At 60.8% G+C, this 17,445-nt stretch carries 13 protein-coding genes; 7 read left to right on the top strand and 6 right to left on the bottom strand.

Annotated elements, in window-relative coordinates:
* Positions 1–1,187: 1,187 nt before the first annotated feature.
* From EA473_RS10020 to EA473_RS10005, 4 genes are all read right to left on the bottom strand, one after another.
* On the bottom strand, positions 1,188–1,658 hold the full coding sequence (locus EA473_RS10020; RefSeq protein WP_124195523.1) for a (2Fe-2S)-binding protein: 471 nt from the start codon (positions 1,656–1,658) through the stop codon (positions 1,188–1,190).
* Positions 1,655–2,518, bottom strand: a complete 864-nt coding sequence (locus EA473_RS10015) for an FAD binding domain-containing protein (protein ID WP_124195522.1) — start codon at positions 2,516–2,518, stop codon at positions 1,655–1,657. The genes EA473_RS10020 and EA473_RS10015 overlap by 4 nt, the downstream gene beginning before the upstream one ends.
* Positions 2,515–4,803 (bottom strand): xanthine dehydrogenase family protein molybdopterin-binding subunit, encoded by a 2,289-nt coding sequence (locus EA473_RS10010; RefSeq protein ID WP_124195521.1) that lies wholly within the window; start codon positions 4,801–4,803, stop codon positions 2,515–2,517. Before EA473_RS10010 ends, EA473_RS10015 begins: the two co-directional genes overlap by 4 nt.
* 115 nt (positions 4,804–4,918) lie before the next feature.
* Complete coding sequence (locus tag EA473_RS10005; RefSeq protein WP_124195520.1) at positions 4,919–5,386, bottom strand: CoxG family protein; 468 nt, start codon at positions 5,384–5,386, stop codon at positions 4,919–4,921.
* A 245-nt stretch (positions 5,387–5,631) separates the two neighbouring features.
* Here EA473_RS10005 and EA473_RS10000 point away from each other — a divergent pair, with 245 nt between their 5' ends.
* The 4 genes from EA473_RS10000 (at position 5,632) to EA473_RS09985 (ending at position 10,600) form a co-directional block, all read left to right on the top strand.
* Positions 5,632–6,378 (top strand): SDR family NAD(P)-dependent oxidoreductase, encoded by a 747-nt coding sequence (locus tag EA473_RS10000; protein WP_124195519.1) that lies wholly within the window; start codon positions 5,632–5,634, stop codon positions 6,376–6,378.
* 1,220 nt (positions 6,379–7,598) lie between these two features.
* Positions 7,599–8,753, top strand: coding sequence for a Re/Si-specific NAD(P)(+) transhydrogenase subunit alpha (locus EA473_RS09995; protein ID WP_124195518.1), 1,155 nt, complete (start codon positions 7,599–7,601; stop codon positions 8,751–8,753).
* 123 nt (positions 8,754–8,876) lie between these two features.
* The gene (locus EA473_RS09990) at positions 8,877–9,161 is read left to right on the top strand and encodes an NAD(P) transhydrogenase subunit alpha (RefSeq protein WP_124195517.1); all 285 of its coding nucleotides are present in this window, start codon (positions 8,877–8,879) and stop codon (positions 9,159–9,161) included.
* Entirely contained in the window at positions 9,161–10,600 is a 1,440-nt protein-coding gene (locus tag EA473_RS09985) for an NAD(P)(+) transhydrogenase (Re/Si-specific) subunit beta (protein WP_207890167.1), read from the top strand. The genes EA473_RS09990 and EA473_RS09985 overlap by 1 nt, the downstream gene beginning before the upstream one ends.
* 326 nt (positions 10,601–10,926) lie before the next feature.
* Here the strand turns inward: EA473_RS09985 and EA473_RS22255 are convergent, their stop codons facing one another.
* Positions 10,927–11,295, bottom strand: coding sequence for a hypothetical protein (locus EA473_RS22255; protein ID WP_165875248.1), 369 nt, complete (start codon positions 11,293–11,295; stop codon positions 10,927–10,929).
* Between the two features lie 527 nt (positions 11,296–11,822).
* Here EA473_RS22255 and EA473_RS09975 point away from each other — a divergent pair.
* Complete coding sequence (locus EA473_RS09975; RefSeq protein WP_207890166.1) at positions 11,823–12,986, top strand: mandelate racemase/muconate lactonizing enzyme family protein; 1,164 nt, start codon at positions 11,823–11,825, stop codon at positions 12,984–12,986.
* A 6-nt stretch (positions 12,987–12,992) separates the two neighbouring features.
* Complete coding sequence (locus EA473_RS09970; RefSeq protein ID WP_124195515.1) at positions 12,993–14,078, top strand: NAD/NADP-dependent octopine/nopaline dehydrogenase family protein; 1,086 nt, start codon at positions 12,993–12,995, stop codon at positions 14,076–14,078.
* 120 nt (positions 14,079–14,198) lie between these two features.
* Here EA473_RS09970 and EA473_RS09965 read toward each other — a convergent pair whose 3' ends face one another.
* On the bottom strand, positions 14,199–15,383 hold the full coding sequence (locus EA473_RS09965) for a M24 family metallopeptidase (RefSeq protein ID WP_124195514.1): 1,185 nt from the start codon (positions 15,381–15,383) through the stop codon (positions 14,199–14,201).
* A gap of 623 nt (positions 15,384–16,006) precedes the next feature.
* Between EA473_RS09965 and EA473_RS09960 the strand changes: the two genes are divergently transcribed.
* Positions 16,007–17,440, top strand: a complete 1,434-nt coding sequence (locus EA473_RS09960) for an amidohydrolase family protein (protein ID WP_124195513.1) — start codon at positions 16,007–16,009, stop codon at positions 17,438–17,440.
* Positions 17,441–17,445 lie beyond the last annotated feature (5 nt).

Genomic DNA, 17,445 nt, shown 5'->3' with positions numbered 1-17,445 from the left:
GGAATAATCGGCAAGAGGTGAGATCACACCGGAGTCAACGTACCGTTTTTGGAATGATCGACCCGAAGGCAACCGAGAATTTGCGGTGGGGACCCATCGAACTACACTCTCCTCTTTCCCAGATTGTAAACGGTCGAGCGATTGTGACAGTCTCCGGCGGGGGACGGACCGCCTTTCTGTCGTCACCGCCGACCGATGCACCTGCCGGTCACGCTCGAGCACCCGAAGCGAACGGGTCGCCGCGACAACGAATCACAACCTTTATAATGCGCTGCTCCTAGTACAGAGTTGTACAAAATACAGCAGCCATCGCCCTGCCGTTTGATATCCCGGCCGGTCTCTTCCCTGTAAACACCGGATCTAGCGGGTCGCGGGGCTCGATCGACGACGACCGGATTCAGATCGGCACACCTATTACACGAGTACGCCTGTAAATACAGTTCGCTTCCGTCCCCGCTGGACCACGGGCGGTCGCTGGCTGTGGAGGTTCCGCGGTTACAACGGTATACGGCGTCTTCTCCGGACGAGGGGCGGCTTCGAGTGAAGTACTCTCGGGTTTCAATACTACTCCATTTTATTACCCAATCGTCGAACAGCATTCCGTTGCACGACTCGCTTACCAGCAATACACGCAACCGGGATACCGAGATCGTCACCGGTCGGTGCGACCGGAGCCGAACCCCTGCTGAAGCGACGTCTCTTCCGTTGGAAGCGATCGACGTTCCATACCGGCATTAATCGCTGGTCGAAGACGGCATCCGATCCGTCGAGACTTCGTGACGGTCACCTGGGGGAAATGGCTGGTGACGTGGACCCGACCGTCGGCGATCACATTCGCCGTTTGAATATGTCAGAAGATGGTTTGTACATCTAATACAAAATTTGATTGATAGGGTCGGATGGTGTATCTCTCTCCTGACAGGTTGAGTCCCGGCGTCCCGATGGGATCGAGAACGGGTTGCACTCATACCGCACTGACGGAGAGCAGACCGCATCAGTCCCGCTGCGAAACGACTTCTGTAACGGATCGAGCGGTACGTGTCGGCGCGACGTTACCGACTGGCACCGTCATCGAAACGAGTCGCTGTACGAAATCGGCCCGTTGAGTCGTGCCGAACCGACCCGCTGCCGTGTGGGGACGAGCCTTCCCGCCGGACCGTGGGGTCGGCGTCCGGTCCGAAAATCGACTACGACCTCGAGTTTGCGACCTCCTCGACGGCGTCGACGATCTTCTCGTACCCGGTACACCGACAGACGTTCCCCTTCAGTGCGGATTCGATCTCCGCGCGCTCTCCGCTGTACTCGCCGTCCTCGAGGTAGTCGACCGCGGTCATGATCATTCCGGGGATGCAGTACCCACACTGTGTCGCGAATTTGTCCAGAAACGCCTGCTGGACGTCGTGCAGGTCGTCCGTTTCGCCCGCGAGGCCCTCGATCGTCGTCACCGTGCGTCCGTCCGCCTTCGGGGCCAGGACGAGACAGGACTTGACAGCGTCTCCGTCCAGGTGAACCGTACAGACGCCACAGCGTCCGGAATCACAGCTCGACTTGACGCCTTTCTTCCCGAATTCGTCCCGAAGAACCTCGCGCAGCGGCGTCTTCGGATCGACGTTCGTCGTTACCTGTTCGCCGTCGAGTTCGAAACTAATCTCCGTCATCGTACACCTCCAGTCCGATCGACAGTGCGGTTGATGCTCCGTTCGACGAGCGTCCTCGCCAGATGCTTCTTGTACTCCGCGCTTCCCGAGAGGTCGTCCAGTGGATCGATGTCGGCCGTCGCGTTCGACGCCGCGTCGGCGACCGTCTCTCGGTCGGTCGGCTCACCGATCAACGCGTCTTCGACGCTCGACAGTCGAACCGCGGTGTCGCCGACGGCTGCCGCCGCGATCCGTACGTCGGTAAACGCGTCTCGGTCGTCGGTCGTTCGCACTCGGGAGGCGATGCCGACCGTCGCCCAGCCCCCGCTGACCCGCGAGTGTTTCGCGTAGTTGCTCTCCCAGTCGCTCGCCGATCCGTCGAACGTGATCCCCTCGACCAGTTCGTTCTGGGCCAGATCGGCCGCCATGTAGCCGTCGTGAAACTCCTCGAGCGGGACGGTCCGTTCCCCGTCGACACTCCCGATCCGGACGGTCGCGTCGAGACAGAGCAGCGGTGGGACGATGTCGAGCGACGGATCGGCGTGGCTGATTGCGCCGCCGATCGTCCCTGCGGTCCGAACCTGCCTGTCCGCGATGACGTCGACGCTGTCGCCGAGCGTTTCGACGGTCGAGCTGACTGGGTGGGACTCGAGTTGTTCGTACGTCGTCACCGCGCCGATGGAAACGCGGTCGGGTCCCGTTTCGATACCGGAAAACTCGTCGACGTCGCTGATGTCGATCATCACGTCGGGGTCGAGCAGCCCCTGGCGGAGCAACAGCGACAACGACTGGCCGCCGGCGACGATTTTCGCGGAGTCGCGGTGTTCGTCCAGGTACCGCCGCGCCGATTCGCGGTCGACCGGTTTCAGGTACTCCGTCATCGCCGATCCTCCGAGGAGAGTTCGGTATAGACGGTCTCGGAATCGATCGGCGGATCCCGAAATCGGTTCCCCGTCGCATCCGCCAGCGCGTTCATGATCGCAGGGGCGACCGGCGGCATCGACGGAGTACCGACCCCTTTCGCTCCGTACGGTCCCGACTGTTCGTTCGACTCGACGATCTCGCAGGCGACGTCCTCGGGCATCTCCTTCGGAGAGATCACTGGATAATCCGCGAGGTTCGCGTTTTTCGGCATCCCGCGATCTAGCTGGAGCTCCGAGTAGAGCGCGAACTCGATCCCGTGTTGAATCGCCCCCTCGAGTTGCCCCTCGATCATCTTCGGGTTGATCGCGTGCCCGACGTCCTGTGAGGCGACGAACGTGAGGACGTCGACGTCTCCCGTTTCGACGTCGACCTCGACCGCGGCGAAGTGGGCCCCGTAGGAGACCGGCGTCTCGGTCGACGAAGCGCTGCCGTAGACCTCGAGTTCGTCTCCATCGGTCGGTGAGAGGAGTTGCTCGACCGGGATTCCCTCACCGTTCGGGGACGCTGCGACGCCGTCCTGGATCTCGATCGCGTCCGCGGAGACGTCGAGCGCGCTCGCCGCCCGATCGTGGAGTTCCCGCTCGAGGGCGATCGCGGCGTCCCGGACGGCTGCGCCGATGATGTACGTCGAGCGGGAGGCGATGGAGCCGAGGTGGTCGGCGAACCTGTCGGTCGTCGAAAACGGTTCGACGTCGACCCGCGAAGTGGGTATCCCGGTCTCGTGACCGACGATCTGTGCGATCACGGTGTCGATACCCTGGCCCTGATCGACCGCACCGGTGTGGGCGGTAACGGTGCCGTCCGCCGTCAACGTGAGAATCGCTTCCGAGGAGTCCTCACTCGTCGCGCCGGAGGTCGTCGGGTGGGCTCCGACGGCGACCCCCCAGCCGCGGGTAATCCGGGGATCGCCGGTCTCGTCTCTCTCGAGTTCCTCGAACCGGCGCAGTCCGCGCTCGAGGCAGTCGTCGACGCCACAGCTACCGATCGGAACCTCCGTGTGCGGGCGCACGTATCCCTCCTCGACGAGGTTCTTGCGTCGGAAGGTTATGCGGTCCAGTCCGGCCCGCGCGGCGACTTCGTCCAGGTGCGATTCCAGCGCGAACGTCAGCTGGGTCGACCCGATCGCGCGGTACTCGCCGCCGGGGACGTTGTTTGTAAACGCTGCGACGCCTTCGTACTCGTAGTTTGGAATGCGATACACGTCCAGCGGACGGTCCCGACTGTTCTTCAGGACGACGTGGCCGACCCCGTTGGGATACGCCCCCGTGTCCGTCACGACGTCGACCGACATCGCCGTAATTTCCCCGTCGGCCGTAATTCCCGTCTCGAGGGTGAACTGTGTTTGGTGACGAGTTGCGGTGGAGACGAACTCCCGCTCCCGGTCGAGTTGCAGCCTCACCGGACGATCGACCTCGCGGGCGAGCGACGCTGCAACCGGTTCGACCGTTAGCTTACGAAGCGATCTGCCGCCGAAACTCGAGCTCGCGGACGGCGGTTCTTTGATCTTTACTCGCTCCGGATCGATCTCGAGGAAGCCGGCTATCTCTCGCTGGCTTCGGCCGTGGCTCGCCAGCGTTTCGGTCAGTACGAGCGTGTCGTCGTCCCACTCGGCTATCGTGCAGTGGGTATCGAGGTTGCAGTGGCTGACCCGCGGTGTCGTGTACTCGCCGGTGACGACGTGATCGGCCTCCTCGAATCCCCGATCCGGATCTCCGACCGTCAGTTCGTGGTAGTCGTCGATGTTTTTCGTGTAGTTCTCGTTTTCGATCGTGAAGTCGTGCTGGGCGTGTTGTGCGATGTCGAGGTTGTTGGGATGGACGGTGGGGGCGTCGCCATCGACGGCCTCGCGGGCGTCGTGAACCGCGTCGAGCGGCGTGAGATCGTAGTCGATGGCGTTGACCGCCCGGTCGGCCGTCTCCGGGCCCGTCGCCGCGATGGCGGCGATGACGTCCCCGTAATGTCGAACCCGGTCGTCGAACTTCCCCATGAAATCGGGACGCGCGAGCGCACACTCGACGCCGTCGATCGCCATCGCAGGGGACAGATCGACGTCGTCGATTTCGGCGTGCGTCCGGGTCGAGTACAGAACTGCAGCGTAGAGAACGTCGTCGGGTTCGAGGTCCGATCCGAATCGAGCGTCACCGGCCACCTTGTCTTCCGCATCGATCTTCGGGACGTCACTCCCGACAACCCGCTCGGACTGGCGCTGGACCGTTCGTTCGTCCCGTCTGAGGCGTGACATGGATTCACACACTCCTCGAGTCTACATAAACGCTGTGGGATGTCGAACCGTCCCGGAACCATCCAGTCGGTCGATTCTCGGACGACGGCTCGAGGTGGAGCCCCGACATCACTGTTCACCCATCACTTGCCGCCTCACCGTTTTCCAGTTCGTCTCTGACGTTCTCGAAGAACTCGTCGATGTCGGAGCGGATCTTCCGTTTAACGAGTCGTGATCCGAGCGTCGCGAGACGACCGGTGAACTCCATGTCGATCACGTACGACAGCTCCGAGGCTCCGTCACCGCTTTCGGCGATGGTCATTTCGGCGGTGGCGTCCATCCGGCTGTTCGTCCTGCTGTCCTCACCGACCGCGTCCACTTTCACGTACGTCGGCGGTTCTCGCTCGATCATATCGACTTCCCCGTTTAGCGAGAGCGTAACGCCCGCGAGACTGCGCTCGATGACGCCCGTATACTCCGTCTCGGACTCCTGTGTAACCTCTTTTGCACCGGGGACGCAGTTGACGAGAACTTCGGGATCCGAGATCAGCGCCCACAGTTGCTCCTGTTCGGCCTCGATCGTAATTTCGTCCTCTGTTTGCATACAGCTACCATCTCACAAGCTTCTCACTTATATTTTGACGCAACCGTTCGGCCTGCTTTCCATACTGCGTGACATCTTTCCCCGACGATTCTATCTCTAGCGCGTTTACTCCTGGTGAACGAACCGACCGCTGGGAAGCGAGAGATCGGATCAGTTCGAACTCCCCGAGAGCAGTCTGCACCGCCGCTCCGGCGTGCATACCGAAGGAAAACGTATTTGAGGGTGTAGATCTGTTATCGGTTCGTATGAACTTCGAGAACGACACCGTCGTCATCACTGGCGGTGGAAGCGGAATCGGCAAGCAGATGGCCGAACGGTTCGCCGGCCACGGAGCACAGATCGCGATTGCTGACGTCGAAAACGCGTCGCAAGCGGCGTCCGAACTCGAGACGGATGCAATCGGCGTCGAGACCGACGTGACGGAGGAGGACGACGTTGCAGCGCTTCGAGAGGAGACCCTGGATGCGTTCGGGAGCATCGACGTTCTCGTCAACAACGCGGCGATCTACGCGCCGCTTGTCACACAGCGCGACCGGAGCTTCGACGAGATTCCAGTCGACGAGTGGCGCAGCGTCCTCGACGTGAACACGACCGGGACGTTCATCTGTTGTCAGCAACTCGTCCCGGAGATGGTCGACCAGGGGAGCGGTAGCGTCGTCAACATCTCCTCGGCCGTGATGTACGGCGGCGTGACGGGCTATCCACACTACGTCACGTCGAAGGGCGCGATTCCGTCGATGACTCGCGCTATCGCGACGGAAGTGGGTGACGACGGCGTTCGCGTGAACGCGATCGCACCGGGTCTCGTCACCTCGGAGGCGAGTCAACAGCTAGACGAGGAGTATCTCGATGCCGTCGCAGACCACCAGTGTCTTCCCCGCAACGGAACTCCTGAAGAAGTCATCGATACGGTCGAGTATCTGGCGAGCGAGAAGTCCTCGTTTATTACCGGGAGCACTATTCATCCCGACGGCGGCTCGAGTTTCCGCTAACTCGACGGGTCGACTTTTCGTGCGTATTCAGTGTACCCAGCGCCGGGTAACGGTCGCACGGTACCGACGGACAACAGATCGTCTCGTGCTGTCGAATCGCCTTCCAGCCCCGACAGTCGAGTGCTCGTTATTCATACTGCTAGCGGATGGTTCCTGTCGGTCGTGACTCGACCGATCGACTGGCCCTGATTGTTTTCCCACCTTCCGAAAGACGAGCGGTCGAATCGGCGACGGAAACTATACGTACGAACCGAGTAAACCGGGAAAATATTACACTCATACCACTGTAAATACTTGGCTCGCGTTCGTCGGCGGACGCGACGTCCCGGACCACAGTATCGGTACGCGTCAGCCAGATTTGATACGTCCTCGGAACGACCAACCCGCGTGTGAGCGACGGACGAGTCGGATCTGGCGTGTCTGGAGAATCCTTTCACGATATCTTCAACCTCACACCGCCTCGTAATCTGCGTGTCGCATCGACGATGGGTCGAGATCGCTTCGGCCTCGCTTTCCGTCCCGTGAACCGTCGTCATTCCAGACACTCTTCCCTGAGATGGGGAACGAATACGCACGCATGTCACTGTGTACCTCGTGAGGGCCATTCACAGTCTCCCTCGGTCGGGCCCTGGCAGGCGTCAACTTTTCACGTGATCTACCTGAGATTCAGTGTGATGCTACAATTTCTGCTCGAGGAACGCTGGGAACGGCAATTGTGGAGAGCAGACGACGGTTCGAACTCGTCCCCCTCCGCCATCTGAGCGCAACTCCGTCGAAAACCTCGGCAGTGACGAATCCGGAGTTCCCAAAGTATGGAAACAGTGTCCGACAATCCCCTTGTTTCCGCCAAATTATAAATTATGAATAATTGTAATTGGAAAACGTGAAATTCGACGTCGAACTTGGCCACCCGCTCGGCCTGCCCGGTCGCTCGCTGCTAGCGTCTGGACGACGGGGGTGAAACAGGAACGCGTTTCGACGTCGACGCGATGCCGACTGCCCGATTCGCTCGATAGGGCGTCGGGAGGGCGTCTCAGGTGGTTCTCGTATCTGGTGTTCCATTCGCTAGCGCGTGCATCGTTACCATTCGGTGGATTTAATATACGACGACAAAAATCCCGGTAGCAAGCAGGTACTATGATCGCACGAAACAGTAACAGGTGGAATGTATTCCATCGGAGTGATGGATCACTCCGCCGATTCGGTCGGGGGATTGTCGGATGATTATCGGGGTACCCACGGAAACGGCGTCGGACGAGACGCGCGTCGCGCTCACGCCGCCCGTCGCAAAGCAGCTCGTCGACGAGGGGGTGACCGTTTGCGTCGCGGCCGGTGCCGGGAACGGTTCCGACTGGTCCGACGACCAGTATCGCGAGGCCGGCTGTGAGGTTCTCGACGACCGCGAAGCGGTGTTCGAGCGGGCGGACGTCATCACGCAGGTCCGGGCGCTAGGGGCGACCGACGCGGAGTCGCTAGATCCGTATCGGGACGGACAGGTCGTTCTCGGATTGCTCGGCCCCTTCGGCCTCGAGGACGAAACCGAGATGCTGGTCGATCGCGAGATCACCGCTTTCTCGATGGAACTCGTCCCCCGGATCAGCCGGGCCCAGAGCATGGACATCGTCTCGTCGATGGACAGCGTCAGCGGCTACAAATCCGTTCTCGTTGCCGCAGAGGCGTTACCCAGGTTGTTCCCGATGGAGATGACCGCCGCGGGGACGGTCCAGCCCGCGGACGTATTCGTGGTCGGTGCTGGAGTTGCCGGACTCAAGGCCATCGCGACGTCGGAACGGCTGGGTGCGTCGACACGGGCCTACGACATCCGTCCGGAGGTCAAAGAAGAGGTCGAGAGTCTCGGAGCCGAGTTCGTCGAACTGGACCTCGAGACCGACGACGCGTCGGACGACGAGGGCCACGCGAAAGAGCAAGACGACGAATTCATCCGGAAACAACGGGAGATGATGAACCGGGTGATCGCGGATTCGGACGTCGTCATCACCACGGCTGCCGTTCCCGGCCGCCCGTCTCCCGAACTGGTGACCAACGAGATGATCGACGGGATGGACCCGGGTTCGGTCATCGTCGATCTCGCGGCCAAAGGTGGCGGAAACTGTGAGCCGACGGTCGCGGACGAAATCGTCGACTACGAGGGCGTATCGATCCACGGGCCGACGAATCTTCCGGCGACGGTTCCTCACACCGCGAGTCAACTGGTCGCCAACAACGTCAAGGACTTCCTCGATCTCTTGCTCACGGACGGCGAACTCGACGTCGATACCGACGACGAGATTATCGACTCCACCTTGCTCAGCCACGACGGAACGTACCGTGCTCCACACGAAACGGACGAAACAGACGACGAAGACGATGACTAACCGAAATCACACCACCCGAAATCCGAAACGCACAGGAACCGATCGCGCGAGTGCCCCATTCACCACTGGCTTGTCGCCGGTTCGATGGCGGCGTCAGTCCGCTGGTAGCGAGGTGACCGGTCGATGACGCTCGTATTCAACCTCACGCTGTTCGTGTTGACGGCGTTTCTGGGGTATTCGATCATCACCAAGATTCCGGCCAACCTGCACACGCCGCTTATGTCCGGATCGAACGCAATCACCGGGATTACGCTCGTGGGGGCCGTCGTCGTCGCGGGATCCGGATCGTCCAGACTCGCGACCGCGTTTGGCTTTCTGGCAGTCGTCATGGCGACGGTCAACGTCGTCGGTGGCTACCTCGTGAGCCACAAGATGTTGAACCAGTTCCACAAAGGGAGTGAGGCCTGATGATGATGGAAACCCTTCCCGAGTGGGTGATCCAGCTCGCGTACCTCCTCGCAGCGGTGCTTTTCATCCAGGGGATGCGCGATATGACCCATCCACGGACCGCGACGAGAGGAAACTTTACGTCCGCGATGGGGATGTTACTCGCCGTCGGGGTAACGGTCCTGTGGTTCGAACTCGTCTCCCCGGTGGTGTTGATCGCCGGCCTGGTCGTCGGGTCCGTCGTCGGTGTCGGACTCGCGGTTCGGGTCGAAATGACCGAGATGCCACAGTTGGTCGGCGTCTTCAACGGATTTGGTGGCGGCGCGTCGGCGCTGGTCGCCGGTGCCGAGTTGATCGAGTTCCAGACGGCGGGGGTCGTTACGTCGCTTCCGGCGGAAACGGCGATCGCAGCCGCTGCATCTGGACTCATCGGTGCGGTCACGTTCTGTGGAAGTCTGGTCGCCGCTGGCAAGTTACACGGCGTCGTAAACGGTAACGCGATCCGCTACACCGGCGAGCAGGTAGTCAAGGTCGCGCTTTTCGCGATTAGCATCCTGCTGGGTGCGTACCTGGTCGTCCAGCCTGAACTCTTCGCCGAGTATCTGCAGGGTGAGTGGGTCCCGGCGTACTGGCTTTTGTTGGGGGCCGCGTCGTTGCTCGGTATCGCGCTCGTGATCTCGATCGGTGGTGCGGACATGCCCGTCGTTATCGCCCTGTTGAACTCCTACTCCGGGCTGGCTGCTGCGGGAACGGGATTCGTCCTCAACAACACCGCCTTGATCATCGCCGGTACGCTGGTCGGGGCCGCCGGAATGATCCTGACGGTGATCATGTGCGAATCGATGAACCGGTCGCTGTCTAACGTGTTGTTCGGTGGATTCGGCGAGGAGGCCGACTCCGAGGAGATGGACGACATCTACGAGGGGAACATCACCGAAACCTCTCCCGAAGAGATCGAGATGCTCCTGGACGTCGCAAATCGAGTCGTGATCGTCCCCGGGTACGGAATGGCCGTCGCCCAGGCCCAACACGCGGTCGCCGAACTGGCCGAACTGCTCGACGAGAACGACGTCGAAGTCGAGTTCGGGATCCACCCCGTCGCCGGTCGAATGCCGGGACACATGAACGTGCTCCTGGCCGATGCGGACGTCCCATACGACAAGATGAAAGAACTCGAGGAGATCAACCCGACGTTCTCCCAGACCGACGTCGTCATCGTGACCGGCGCAAACGACGTGGTCAACCCCCAGGCGAACGAGTCCGACTCGGGTCCGATCGCCGGGATGCCGGTCCTCAACGTCGGCGATGCCAGAACCGTCATCGTCAACAAGCGGAGCCTCAGCCCCGGATTCTCCGGGATCGCGAACCCGCTGTTCGCACAGGACAACACGAACTTGCTGTTCGGCGATGCGAAGGACTCGATGCAGGAACTCGTGAACAACTACAAGGAGAACAACTGATTTCGGCGCTTTTCTCTCGCTTCGAAAGCTGCCGGCACGTTCCGGGTAATCTCCGTTCTGTCTTCGATACCGACTGCTGAGCGCTCTCGTCGACTGATGGCGTTACCAGAAGCCCAAATCCTAAAAGAGCGTCCTTCGAAGAATCAGTATCAATGTATTTCGAAACTGAAGCGTACATCGATGAATACGTAATCGATGGAGAAAATACTGGAACATTCACCGGAGATACCACCAGCCTCACCTACACCCCGGAGGATCCGGACACGTGGCCCTCGTTTTTGATCCCGACAGATAGGGTTTCCAGTATTACGGTCAAGCGAGATTCCTCACTTCAGCGCAACCGATTCCTCGGGTGGTTCTTCGCCGTCATAACTGGCGTCCTGATTCTGGCTGTCTACGTTCAAGCGTTCGCTGGACAGCTTTCGGAACCACGCGTCGATTCTCTCACAGTGTTCATGGTCTTTCTGATCGTCGGCGGAGTCGCCACCACGCGCGAGTACTTCAGCGGCGACAACCCCGACGTTATTGCCATTTTCATCAGAACCGATGACGGCGGACTCCACCTCGTCTATGGTCGGATGAGAAACACGGAATTCGTCGAAGCGTGCGGGCAACTCATCGAATCCGATATCAAAACGAGAAACCAGAACCCGAAACTCGAGCGTGAACTCGGTATCACCAGTGACTGACAGCACTCGTCTGCATACGATGGCGTTTCAAATCTGAACTGATGGGCGACCTCATGCGGTGCGATCCGATTTCGCTCGTCGGACGACGCTCGAAACGGTACTATAGTAGCCACTGAACGTCACTGCACACCCGATCGCACGACTGCTGTGCGACTGGTGTTAAATCGTTTCAGTTGTTATAGTAGCCACTGGAAGTCAATGCACACCTGATCGCACGACAACTGTGCGATCAGTGTGTAAATAGTTCCAGTTGTTACTATACTATAGCCGGCAAGCGTATCACGATGTTTCGGTAGCCAACTTCCTCTAGCGTCTACTATGGTTGAACAGCAGTAGTTGCACGGTCGCCTCTCGACCACCTTTCGATTTCGTTCGCCGTCGCTCGAGGCTGTGTGGCACTCGGAGGCTCTGTGGCACTCGGAGGCCCTGTGGCACTCGAGTGGTCTGCTTTCGCCCGCCGGTTCGAGGAGCGCTATCGGGCCGTCGTTACCCGAATGGGTAACAACTAAGTCGTCTCCGTAAGAGTACCAATTATGGCAATTCGGAACATCGAGACCTACTTCGTCAAGCTGCCACCGCGGCGAGATCACAACTGGGCGAGCAAGATGGACGACCCCATCGGCTCGCACCTGATCGTCAAACTCGAGACCGACGACGGCCTCGTGGGATGGGGAGAGACGCCGCCGACGCCCACGTGGGGCGGCGCGCACATGAAGTATTACGGCGAGACGGCCCGGACGGCCAACGACATGATCGAGGACTACTTCGCTTCGATCGTCGAGGGCCAGTCGCCGCTGGACATCGGTCCGATCCACGACGAGATGGACAGCGTCGCGAAGGGCCACCCGTACGCGAAAGCGGCGATCGACATCGCGTTGCACGACCTCGCCGGCAAGCGGGTGGACGAGCCGGTCCACGACCTGCTCGGCGGTTCCTACCGCGACCGGATTCCCGTCGCCCACAGCCTCGGCATCATGGACAACGACCGGGCCGTCGCGGAAGCCGAGCAGGCAGTCGAGGAGGGTGTGGAGACGATCAAAGTCAAAGCCGGTCTCGACGCCGAACGCGACGTCGATCTCATCCGCCGACTTCGGGAAACCCTTGGCCCCGACATCGCCATCCGCGTCGACGCCAACGAAGGGTACGAGCTTCCGTCGGAGGCGGCCCGAATCACCCGCCAGATGGAGGAGTACGACATCGCTTACATGGAACAGCCCGTCGACGACACCCGCCAGATGGCGAAAGTCGCCGAAAACGTCGAGAAGCCGATCATGGCCGACGAGGGTGCGTGGACGCCACAGGACATTCTGGACCTCGATCGTCACGACGCGGCGGAGATCTTCTCGCTTTACGTGACCAAACCGGGCGGCCTCCACCGTGCGAAGGAAGTCGGCGTCGTCGCCGAAGCGGTCGGCATGCGCTGTGACATCGGCGGGTCGATCGAGATGGGCGTCGGAAACGCGGCCAACCTCCACCTCGGTGCCGCCGTTCCGATCGCCGGCATGGCGAGTGTCAGCCCGGTCAACGTTCGCGCCGAGGATTACGACGACCAGGTCGCGGGCATCTACTACGAAGACGACATCGTGGCCGAATCGTTCACGCTCGAGGGGCCGGACGTACTGGTTCCGGAGGGTCCGGGTCTCGGCGTCGAGGTCGACGAGGAGAAACTCGAGCAATACAGCATCGACCAGCACTAGACGGATATGACAACGATTGCAATCCTGGGGGGCGGAAACGGCGGATTCGCGGCGGCTGCACATCTCCAGAGCCTCGGGCACACGCCCCAGCTCTACAACCGATCGGAAGAGACGATCGCAGCGATTCAGGAGGCAGGCGGCGTCGAGTACAGCGGCGCTGCCGGCGACGGCTTCGCGTCGGTCCCGGTCATCACGACCGACCTCGAGGAGGCCCTCGACGGCGCGGAGTTCATTATGGTGTGTCTCCCCGCGATCGCGTTCTCGGGATTGGCAACGCAACTCGCCCCCCACCTCGACGGATCGCGTCCGATCCTCCTCAACCCCGGGAGTACGGGCGGGTCGCTAGCGTTTCGCGAAACGCTTCGCGATGCCGGATGCGATAGCGTTCCGCCGATCGGCGAGACGAACACGCTGACGTACATCTGCCGGAAACGCGGCGACGATCACATTCACATCTCGTCCGTGGTCGAAAACGTCCGGTTCGCGTCCGTACCGGCTGCCGAACGGGACGCGTTCGAGGACGTCCTCGAGGACGCGTACCCGTCTCCGACGCCGGTGGAAAACGTGTTGCACACGGCGTTGAGCAACGTCAACGCGGTACTCCATCCGCCGGGAATCCTGCTCTCGGCGGCCTGGATCGAGCACACCGACGGCGACTTCCGATTTTACTACGACGCCGGCACGCCGGCGGTCGCGAACGTCATGTCGGACCTCGACGAGGAGCGTCGGGCGATCGCCGACGCCTGGGGCCTCGACGTCGAGCCGTTCCCGGAACTGTTCGCCGACATCGGTTCGACGTCGAAGGAAGCCGGCGAGAGCGGATCGTTCCTGCGAATGCTCCGCGAGAGCGAGCCAAACAAGGAGATCAAGGCACCGTCGTCGGTCGATCACCGATTCTTCAACGAGGACATTCCCTTCGGCCTCGTTCCGATGCAGACGCTCGCCCGAATCGCCGACGTCCAGACGCCGACGATCGACTCGTTGATCACCATCGCCTCGAGCATTACCCAGTCCGAATACCGCGCGGACGGGTGGACGATCGACCGACTCGGTCTGCCGGACGATATGGCCGCCGTCGAAGAAGAGCTGTAGGATCGTCGATCCCGATTTTATAGTTGGTTTTCGATCGGGAGGGACCCTGGTTTTCGATCGGAAGGAGCCGTTTCGACCGAAATACGACGAAACTAATATTCGCCGGCGTTCAGCGTGTTTCTACTCGACGATCGGCAACGTGTCCGGTGCGTCGGTGAGCTTCTCGTATCCGTCGTCGGTAACCACCACTTCGTCCTCGATCAGGAATCCGCCGCTGCCGAGTTCGTTGTACGGCGGCTCCACGCACATGACCATGCCGCTCTCGAGCGTGCCGGCATCGGTAACGATCGTCGGCGGATCGTAGATTTCGACGCCGATCCCGTGTCCGAGGTGGAACGGCTCGAATTCGCTGAATTCGTCGACGCCGGACGACCGGACGGCATCGACGCCGGATTCGAAGACGGTGCCCGTGTCGACGCCGTCGCCGAACTCGGACAGGGAGGCCTCGAGCCCGGCGTAAAGCGCCTCGTACTTGCGTTTGTCGTCGTCCTCGGCCGACCGGAACGCGAACGTTCGACCGATGTCAGAACAGTACTGGCCGTACCGACAGCCGCCGTCCCAGCGGACGAGGTCTCCTTCCTGTATCTCGCGGTCGCCCGGAAGCGGATGGGTGTAGGCGGTTCGCGAACCGAAGCCGACGGTCAGAAAGCCGTCGATCGGTTTGCCGCCTTTCTCGCTCACTCGCGTTCGCCACTCGTTGGCCAGTTCCCGCTCGGTCATCCCGGGCTCGAGAGTTTCCATCGCCTCTTCCATCGCCGACTCGGTGATCTCGGCTGATCGGCGTAGCCGTCGGATCTCCTCGTCGCTTTTCACCTTGCGCAGATCGTAGAAGTACTCCGTCGCCTCTTCGATATCGTAGCCTTCGAGTGCGTCCTCGAGTTGTGCGTAGCTCGCGGGATCGAATCCCTGCTGTTCGACCGCAATCCGGTCGCCGTCTGCGAGTTCGTCGATCGCCGTCGCCAGGGCGTCGATCGGGTCGTCGAACGATCCCGACTCCTGTAGCTCCAGAATGTCCTCGTCCAGTTCGGACAGCGAATCGCCCGTATAGATGTTCGTCGCCCCGTACGGGTAGACGCCTTCGGGATCGGCGCCCATGTCGAACAGGCTGCTCATCTCTCGGGCGGGCATGACGAGATACGGACCGCCGGCGTCGGCCGACCAGAGGCTGAAGGCTGCTTCGCCGAGTCCTGCGGTGGCGACGCTGTACATTTTCGCCGAGTAAAAGACGTTCTCGACCGACGACCCAACGAGGAGGTCGAGGTCGGATTCCGACAGTGTTCGTTCTATCTGTGTGGTCGGCATCATCGTATCTCTGAACAAGGGAAAACTGTTATAAGAAGGTTTGGCCTTTCACACGCGCCAGCGGGTACGTTTAGAACGGAAAACAGATCTGAACGGGAAACAGATCTCTCAGGGGAAACGGACAGTCGTCCGCCCTTTGGAAACGGACAGTCGTACGCCTTGGGGAAACAGACGGTCGGACGTCTTCGGGGAAACATGCGGTCGGACGTCTTCGGGGAAACATGCGGTCGTAGCGGTCGATCGGTACTCCCGGATCTATCGGTGTATGGTGACTAGATCCCCCGGCGGTGACGCTTTACACGGTCTGCTGTACGTCGGTACCGAAGCGACCGAGGGACGGCGGCCGGTCGCTCCGGTACACAGTGACAGCAATCCGTATCAGGTATCGCCACCGAAATCGGACGATGCCGCGAACTTCCTCGATTGTTCGCCGATTTCCTGGGGAATGTAATATATTCCGCACACCTCGTCTAGTTCTTTCGTATCGGAAGCTATCTGGGGGAAGGAATTGTAACGACGCCGTTGATTCCTCGACCGAGTATAGATAATCCACAACGCTAATAACAGTGGCAAACAATCACACCAAAAGAGGCGCTTCGACGCGAGTAAACAAGAGGAGTTACACAATGTCAGACCTACTAATCAAGGATATCGATACCGTATTGACCGTCGACCCAGACGACACCGTTCTCGAGGACGTCTCCATCGTCGTCCAGGGCAACGAAATCGCGGAAATCGGATCGGCGAGTGAAATCGCCGAGGACTACCCCGAGACGGACTTCGACGAGGTCGTCGACGGCAACGACATGCTGTTGATGCCCGGACTGGTCGACTCACACTTTCACCTCTCGGAACACCTGAGTCGCGGCCTGTTCCCGGACAATCTAGCGACTCGCCCGTGGGTGTTCAACTGGGCTAAACCGTACTACTCGTCCGTGGACGAGGAAGCGGAAGTCTGGAGCGTCCGGATGGCCATCCTCGAGATGATCAAGACCGGGACGACCTGCTTTTTGGACATGGGCTCACAGAACAACACCGAGCTCATCGTCGAGACGGCGGCCGAAACCGGAATGCGCGGAGTCACCGGTCGACACGCGGCCGACGTGAAACCCGACACGATCCCGCCGTACTGGTCCGAGGAGATGGTCGACCACCACTTCTTCGACACCGCGGACGACGCCCTCGAGGCCCTCGAGGAGAGCGTCGAAAAGTGGAACAACTACGCCGACGACCGAATTCGTTGCTGGGCCAACATCGAGGGCAAGGAACCGTGCAGCCCCGAACTCCACCGTGGTGCGAGTGAACTGGCCGAGGAACTCGGCGTCGGGACGACCTACCACGTCTCCTCCTCGATCGAAGAGGTCGAAGGAAGCGAGGAGAAGTACGGCATGTGGCCGATCGAGCGGCTGAACGAGATCGACGCGCTCGGTCCGAACGTCGTCCTCGCTCACGCCGTCGCGATCAAAGACCGGGAGATCGAAATGCTGGCTGAACACGACACGAAAGTCGCCTTCTGTCCCGGCACGACGTTCAAGCTAGCAAAGGGCGCGGCGAACATCGGCAAGTACCCGGAGATGCTCGACGCGGGAATCACCGTCTCGCTTGGCTGTGACGGAAACTCCGCGGCCGGTTCCGCCGACATGCACAAGCAGATGTGGACCGTCGCCGGACTGTTCAAGGACGCGCGCATGGATCCGGACATGATCCCGGCGTCGAAGGCCATTCGGATGGCGACGATCGACGGGGCGGAGGCGCTGCTGTGGGACGACGAGATCGGCTCTGTCGAAGTCGGCAAACGTGCGGACTTCATCATGTTCGATACGAACGAGATCGAGTGGACACCACACCACCGCCCGATTCAGACGACCGTCTACTCGGCGAACTCCCACAACGTAAAGCACAGCATCATCGACGGCGACGTCGTGATGAAAGACCGCGATGTCCTCACCATGGACGAAGAGGAGATCAAAGAGCAGGCCCGGATCCACGCCGAGCGGACGGCCGAGAAGTCCGGACTGGTCGACGGCGCCATCCCGACGACGACAACCCTCTACGACTGATACGG

This window comes from Natrarchaeobius chitinivorans (assembly GCF_003841505.1).
Lineage (GTDB): Archaea > Halobacteriota > Halobacteria > Halobacteriales > Natrialbaceae > Natrarchaeobius > Natrarchaeobius chitinivorans.
This window is presented reverse-complemented; position numbering and strand designations above follow the sequence as displayed.

Coding starts and splice junctions, on each gene's coding strand:
- EA473_RS10020 (WP_124195523.1), bottom strand. CDS start 1,658: ATGACGGAGATTAGTTTCGAACTCGACGGCGAACAGGTAACGACGAAC.
- EA473_RS10015 (WP_124195522.1), bottom strand. CDS start 2,518: ATGACGGAGTACCTGAAACCGGTCGACCGCGAATCGGCGCGGCGGTAC.
- EA473_RS10010 (WP_124195521.1), bottom strand. CDS start 4,803: ATGTCACGCCTCAGACGGGACGAACGAACGGTCCAGCGCCAGTCCGAG.
- EA473_RS10005 (WP_124195520.1), bottom strand. CDS start 5,386: ATGCAAACAGAGGACGAAATTACGATCGAGGCCGAACAGGAGCAACTG.
- EA473_RS10000 (WP_124195519.1), top strand. CDS start 5,632: ATGAACTTCGAGAACGACACCGTCGTCATCACTGGCGGTGGAAGCGGA.
- EA473_RS09995 (WP_124195518.1), top strand. CDS start 7,599: ATGATTATCGGGGTACCCACGGAAACGGCGTCGGACGAGACGCGCGTC.
- EA473_RS09990 (WP_124195517.1), top strand. CDS start 8,877: ATGACGCTCGTATTCAACCTCACGCTGTTCGTGTTGACGGCGTTTCTG.
- EA473_RS09985 (WP_207890167.1), top strand. CDS start 9,161: ATGATGATGGAAACCCTTCCCGAGTGGGTGATCCAGCTCGCGTACCTC.
- EA473_RS09975 (WP_207890166.1), top strand. CDS start 11,823: ATGGCAATTCGGAACATCGAGACCTACTTCGTCAAGCTGCCACCGCGG.
- EA473_RS09970 (WP_124195515.1), top strand. CDS start 12,993: ATGACAACGATTGCAATCCTGGGGGGCGGAAACGGCGGATTCGCGGCG.
- EA473_RS09965 (WP_124195514.1), bottom strand. CDS start 15,383: ATGATGCCGACCACACAGATAGAACGAACACTGTCGGAATCCGACCTC.
- EA473_RS09960 (WP_124195513.1), top strand. CDS start 16,007: ATGTCAGACCTACTAATCAAGGATATCGATACCGTATTGACCGTCGAC.